Below are 5,687 nucleotides of genomic sequence, written 5' to 3'. Positions count from 1 at the left end.
CCTACTTCGGCTCGCCGGCGAGCGGCGCCGTCGCCGGCTGGATCGCGGCCGAGTTCAGGAACGACAGCGGCCAGAGCCTCACCGGCTTCAGCCTCGGCTTCAACGGCGAACAGTGGCGCAACGGTGGCAACACTTCCGCGCAGACCATGGTGCTGGAGTACGGCTTTGGCAGCAGCTTTGCGAGCGTGAGCAGCTGGGTGTCGCCCGGCGGCCTGTTCGACTGGAGCTCGCTGGTCAACACCGCCACCGCCGCAGCAGTGGACGGCAACACGGCCGGCCTGGCGGCCAGCCGCGGTGGTGTGGTCAACACCACCTGGAACGCCAACGAAACGCTGTGGGTGCGCTGGGCCGAAGTCAACGACATGGCCAACGACCACGGCCTGGCGATCGACAACGTCAGCTTCTTGGCCGGAGAGGCCGTGCCATCGGCCGTGCCGCTGCCCGCGCCCTTCGCGCTGATCGCCGCGGGTCTGGGCGTGCTGGGCTGGCTCAGCCGCTACCGCCAACAACGCTGAGCGTGGGCGCCGGGCGCAAGCCGCGCCACACCAGCAGCCCGGCGAGCATCAACACGCCCCACTCGGGCAGCGTGGGCACCTCGGCGCTGCTGGCAGACAAGGAAGCCGCTGCCGCCTGCAGGTTCAAGCCAGGGCTGTTCAAGCCGCTGCGTGGGTCGGTGAGGGTGGTGCCGGTGGTGCCGAGCAGGGCTTCGATGGCCGCGAGCGTTTGCTCCGGGAAGCCCGCGCGCAACACGGCCAATGCGCCCGCCACATGGGGTGCGGCCTGCGAGGTACCACCGAAGGTGAAGCCACCCGCCGTGATCAGCGCGCCCGGGGCGAGCAGGCTGAGGTAGCTCGCACTGTTGGAGAAACACGCCACCTGGTTCGCGGCCGTGCTGAGGTCGGTGCACTGCGTGGGCTGGCCACTCGCCCAGGTGAGCGGGCCCAAGGCACCGTCGTAGACCGCACCGACCGAGATCGCGCCGGGCGTGCAGGCGGGTCGGCTGAGGCCCTGGCTGAAGTTGCCGTTGTTGTAAGCGTTGTTGCCGGCCGCCACCACCACGCTGATGCCGCTGCTGCGTGCGTTGGTGATGGCGGTGGCAAACGGGTTGGTGAGCGCGCTGCCACAGGGTGCTGTCTGGTGCGTGCCGTCGCCCAGGCTCATGTTGAGGGCGACGATGTTCAGGCTCTCGCGTTGCGCGATGGCCCAGTTGATGGCGTTGAGGATGCTCGACGTCAACGCCCCCGACGCGCTGAACACATCGAGGCTGGCCACACGTGCATCGGGTGCCACACCGATGACGATGGCCGCCACGTTGCTGCCGTGCGCGCTGCCGGCACTCGGGGTTGCGACGAAGGTCTGCATCGCCGCGATGCGGCAGCTCGCCGGCGTGGCCACCGCGCTGCAGCCACCAAAGGCGCTGTGCGTGAGGTCGATGCCATCGTCGATCACCGCCACCGTGCTGCCCGAGCCGCGCAAGCCGGTGTTGCCGACTTCTGGCTGCGCCATCAGCGGCAGGCTTTGTGCGAGTGCGTGCTGGTACAGGCGATCGGCGTGCACGGCGCGCACGCCGGGCTGCGCGGCCAGGGCGCGCAAGGCGGCTTCGCTGCGCACTCGCTGGAAGGCCATCGGCAGGTGGCTGTAGTCGAGCGTGGCTTCGATGTCGGCGCGCTGCCGTAGCGGTCGCAGCACTCGCGCTTTCAGTGTGCGGTAGCGCTCGGGCAGCGGTGGGCGCGCACGCGGGTCGATGTCGTTGGCATCGAACTCCACCACGACACCCACACTGCGGCCTGCGCGCAGCGGCGCCAGCAACTCGTCGGGCACGGGGGCGGCCCCGGCCGCGTGTGCCGAGGCCATCAGCAGCGCGGCCAGCGCGAGGGGGTTCATCGCCGCGCCGTGGCGCTATGCGCCAGCACGATGGCCAGCGCAGCGGCGATCAAACCGAGCGCCAGCCGCCCGCCGCCGTTGAGAAAGGTGTTCCACCACACCAGCGGCGAGGCGCGGCCGGGTTCATACAGCTTGATCTGCGCGTCCCACAACCAGGCGGCCAGCGAAAAGGGGGTGTCGACCAGCAGCACCACGCTCAGCAGCGCGCTCGCCATGACCAGACGCAGTGCCATCTCGCCCCATCGTGCAGGCCAGGCGAGCACCAGCACCAGCGCCACCAGCAGCGGCTGCAACACGGTGCCGACGGTGGTGCCCACCATCATCACCTGGCTGCCGTCGGGCACGATGGCCTGGCCCCCCAGAAACAGCGAACGATCCAGCACCGCCAGTGCGCCGATGGAGACGTTCTTGCGCTCCTCCATCAGCTCGAAGCGCACGATCTTGAAGTCATCGGCCACAAAGGCAAGCGCGGGCGACAGCATCGGCAGCAGCAGCTTGGCGGTGTCGCGTGCGAACAAGTGCGCAGCGCCCAGCACCACCAGGGTCGCCAGGGCCACACGCCAGACGAGGTAGCGACTCATGCAGGGGCAGGGGTGTTGCTGACCCGCTCGGCGGCATGCACCAGCCACAGATGAAAGAACAAACCGGTCAGCACCACCATCAAGAGCGGTGCCGCCGCGGTGTGCAGCAGGTCGAACAGGCCGGCGTCGGCGCGGAACGCATAAAACAGCGCCACGATGCGCAGCTGGTTGAGCAAGAACACCCACACCAAGCCCGCCAGCAGGCCGGTGAGGCGGGCACGCATCGACATCGGAAACACCAGCAAGGCGGCAGCGAGCAGAAACACCGCATCGGTGCCCTCGCAGCCAAACAGCACGTTGAGGCCACCGCCCGGTGCGGTGATGCGCGCGCCCTTGGCCACGGCGTTCACCTCGGGTGTCAACTGGTTGATGAGCACGGTGGCGCTGCTCACCGTGAGTTGGTGCACCCACAGCCGCTCGAGCCAGCTGCCGCGCGCCGCCTCCCAGCCGGCTTGCAGGGCCATGAAGACGAGCGCGAACGCGAATGCGCGCAACAACAGGCCCCGCAGGGCGCGCGACTTGGGTCTGTCTTCAGGCGTGGTGTCGTCCATGGTTCGCAGCACCTTAGCGGCCGTCTGTGACAAATCGACCGATGAGCGTGTGCGCCACCCCAAAGGGATCATGACGACGCTTTCGCATGCCCTGCGTGCTGTCACATCGTTTGCGCACCATTCACTTGAATCAAGGAGCGCGATCGTGGGTGTGAAGCGAAGCTGGAAACGTGCAGTCGGCCTGGCTGCGGTGGTGGCGGTGACCTGTGGCGCGCTGCAGGCCGCCACGCCGAGCTTCGACAAGGTGCTTGCCAAGGGCGTGTCTTCAGCAACGCGCGAAGCGCGCCTGCAAACACCGAAGCCGCGCACGGCCCTGGGGTCCGGGTGGACCGGCTCGTCGTCTGCTTCGCGCACCGCCAGAGCCTCCGGCGACGGCCTGCGTTCTGCCTTGCCAGACCCCGCTCAGGCGGAGCCGCATCTCGAGCCCTGGTCGCTGCTGGCTGGCGCGCTCGGCGTGGCCTTCTTCGTCGCCAGCCGCCGCCGCGCCGACTGAAGCGGCGCAGCCCGCAGCGAGCGGGCTGATGCGACAGGCTGACGCGACCCAGCTTTCTCTCTTTACTTCTGCGCCAACAGCTTGCGCGCTTCGTCCAGGTTGGGCAGGGCGGCCTTGCTGTCGATGGCCTTCTTCAAGTGGGTCTGGGCGCGTGCGATGTCGCCCTTCTTGTGCAAGGCCATCCCCAGGTGCAACTGGTAGAGCGCACCCTCGGGTGAACGTTGCACCGCACGCTCGAGCACCGATACCGCGTCGTCGTACTGGCCCAGCTTGTAGTGCGTCCAACCCAGGGTGTCGAGGTAGCCCGGGTTCAACGAGCCCTTGAAGCCGCGTGTCAGGTCCAGTGCGCGCTGCAGGCTGGGTTTGTCGCCCTTCGTCTCGGCCAGCTGGTAGGCGAGGTTGTTGGCATAGGCCTCGTCATCGGGCGAGCGCTTGTGCAAGGTTTCATACAGCGCGATGGCTTCGTCGTGGCGCCCGGCGCGGGTCAGCCACTCGGCGCGCATGGCGGGCAGGGCTGCTTCGGTGGGGTTGGCTTTTTCGCCTTGCTCCAGCGTGGCGAGCGCGTCGGGCAGGCTGCCGCGTTGGGCCTTCACACGCGCCAGGCCCACGTAGCCACCGGCCGAGGTGGGCGCGAAGCTGATCAGCTTGACGTAGGACTCTTCGGCCAGCGGCAGGTTGCCGCGGGCCACCGCCACCTCGGCACGCAGGCGGTGGGGCAGCTCGCTCTTCGGGTCTTTTTCGGCGAGTGCCTCGACGCGCTTGCTGGCCTCGTCAAACTTCTTTTGCGCCAGCAGCACGCCGATGGCCGACAGCGTGGCGGTGTGCGCCTGGGGCGAGATCTGGCTGGCGGCGTCGTACTCCTTGAGTGCCGCGTCGTACTTCTTCTGCTCGGCATACAGCTGACCGAGCTTGATGTAGCCGCTGGGCTCGTTCGGGAACTGCGTTTTCAGCGAGGTGTACACCGCCTCGGCACCGGCCTTGTCTTTTTGCGCCAGCGCGAGCTGCGCCTTCATGTCGTAGGCGCGCATGTTTTGCGGCGCGGCTTTCAGGGCACTTTCGATCTCGGAGGAGGCGGCCTTGTACTCCTTGGCGTCGGCCATGTCGGCCGCCAGCAGCAGGCGCAACTCGGCATTGGCGGGCTTGAACTTCACCGCGTCGGCCAGTACCTCGCGCGCGAGTTGCGGCTCGCCGGCCTGGCGATGGGCTTGCGCCAGCAAGCCGCTGATCTCGGGCGAGCCGGGCTGGTCTCTGGCGGCGGCGCGCAGGTCGATCACGGCGTTGCGCGCATCGCCCTCGGCGAGCAGCATGCGCCCACGCATCACCAGCGCCGCACCGTCGCGCGGGCTGGCCTTCAGCACCTCGTCGTTCAAGGCGCGGGCCTGTGCGGCCTTGCCGGTGGACAACAGGTCGGCCGCAAGCTGGTTGCGCGCGGTGAGTGCGGCCGGGGCTTCCTTGTCGTTGTCGATGATCTCTTGCAGCACGCGGCGGGCATCGGCCGCACGGTTGGTGTTGCGGTAGAGGGTGACCAGGCCGAAGCGCAGGTTGGCCTCCTTGGGCTTGGCTGCGATGGCGGCGAGAAACTCTTTCTCGGCCACCTCGGTGCCTCGGCGCGACGACAGGAAGTCGAGCAGCGCGAGCGTGCGCTGGCTGTCGTCGGGCTGGCTGCGCACCGAATTGCGCAGCACCGCTTCAGCCAGGTCGAGCTGGTTCAAGCGGGTGTGGTAGATCGCCCAGGCGTTCCACAGGTCGATGTTCTTCGGCGCGGCCTCGGTGGCCAGTCGGAAGAAGTCGACGGCGCGCTTGCGCACGTTTTCATCGGCGCTGCCAGCGGTGATTTGTGCCGCCACCTGCAGCAGACCGAGGTTCTTGGGGTGGGCTTTCAACGCGCTCTCCACCACCGCCAGCGCAGCAACTGCATCGCCTTTCGCGGCGTGCAGGCCGGCGAGCAGCATGCTGGTGTCGACCGCGGGCTGCTTTTGTTCGGCGAGCAGCGCCGTGGCCTGGGCGATGGCGCCGGCCGTGTCGCCACGCCGCGCCGTGAGCGCGGCTTTCATGGTGAGTGCGCCCGCATGTTTGGCGTCGACGGCCAACACTTCACCGAGCGACTTGTCGGCATCGTCGAGCCGCGCGGCCAGCAGATACAGGCGGGCCAGGCCGACCTTGGCGTCGATGTGCTCG

At 68.4% G+C, this 5,687-nt stretch carries 5 protein-coding genes and 1 pseudogene; 2 read left to right on the top strand and 4 right to left on the bottom strand.

Annotation, left to right across the window (positions count from 1 at the left end; translation table 11 throughout):
• Positions 1 to 515: pseudogene (locus tag RMO40_RS02580) on the top strand (ExeM/NucH family extracellular endonuclease); the annotation flags it as partial.
• Here the strand turns inward: RMO40_RS02580 and RMO40_RS02575 are convergent.
• Genes RMO40_RS02575 through RMO40_RS02565 form a run of 3 tightly spaced genes read right to left on the bottom strand, consistent with a single transcriptional unit; the run spans position 490 to position 3,016 of the window.
• The gene (locus tag RMO40_RS02575) at positions 490 to 1,884 is read right to left on the bottom strand and encodes an IPTL-CTERM sorting domain-containing protein (protein ID WP_309715864.1); all 1,395 of its coding nucleotides are present in this window, start codon (positions 1,882 to 1,884) and stop codon (positions 490 to 492) included. The pseudogene RMO40_RS02580 and the gene RMO40_RS02575 overlap by 26 nt on opposite strands.
• On the bottom strand, positions 1,881 to 2,465 hold the full coding sequence (locus RMO40_RS02570; protein ID WP_309715861.1) for a hypothetical protein: 585 nt from the start codon (positions 2,463 to 2,465) through the stop codon (positions 1,881 to 1,883). Before RMO40_RS02570 ends, RMO40_RS02575 begins: the two co-directional genes overlap by 4 nt.
• Positions 2,462 to 3,016 (bottom strand): archaeosortase/exosortase family protein, encoded by a 555-nt coding sequence (locus tag RMO40_RS02565; protein ID WP_309715858.1) that lies wholly within the window; start codon positions 3,014 to 3,016, stop codon positions 2,462 to 2,464. Before RMO40_RS02565 ends, RMO40_RS02570 begins: the two co-directional genes overlap by 4 nt.
• A gap of 145 nt (positions 3,017 to 3,161) precedes the next feature.
• Between RMO40_RS02565 and RMO40_RS02560 the strand changes: the two genes are divergently transcribed.
• Entirely contained in the window at positions 3,162 to 3,509 is a 348-nt protein-coding gene (locus RMO40_RS02560; RefSeq protein ID WP_309715853.1) for a hypothetical protein, read from the top strand.
• Positions 3,510 to 3,571: 62 nt separating this feature from the next.
• On the opposite strand, the gene RMO40_RS02555 is transcribed toward RMO40_RS02560, so the two are convergent.
• Positions 3,572 to 5,687: tetratricopeptide repeat protein (locus RMO40_RS02555; RefSeq protein WP_309715849.1), on the bottom strand; the 2,116-nt coding region annotated here is incomplete at its 5' end.

The sequence above is a fragment of the Rhizobacter sp. genome (assembly GCF_031412075.1).
Taxonomy (GTDB): Bacteria; Pseudomonadota; Gammaproteobacteria; order Burkholderiales; family Burkholderiaceae_C; genus Rhizobacter.
This window is presented reverse-complemented; position numbering and strand designations above follow the sequence as displayed.

Bases quoted from the DNA above. Each gene is read 5' to 3' on its own strand.
- RMO40_RS02575 (WP_309715864.1), bottom strand. From the start codon at position 1,884: ATGAACCCCCTCGCGCTGGCCGCGCTGCTGATGGCCTCGGCACACGCG.
- RMO40_RS02570 (WP_309715861.1), bottom strand. From the start codon at position 2,465: ATGAGTCGCTACCTCGTCTGGCGTGTGGCCCTGGCGACCCTGGTGGTG.
- RMO40_RS02565 (WP_309715858.1), bottom strand. From the start codon at position 3,016: ATGGACGACACCACGCCTGAAGACAGACCCAAGTCGCGCGCCCTGCGG.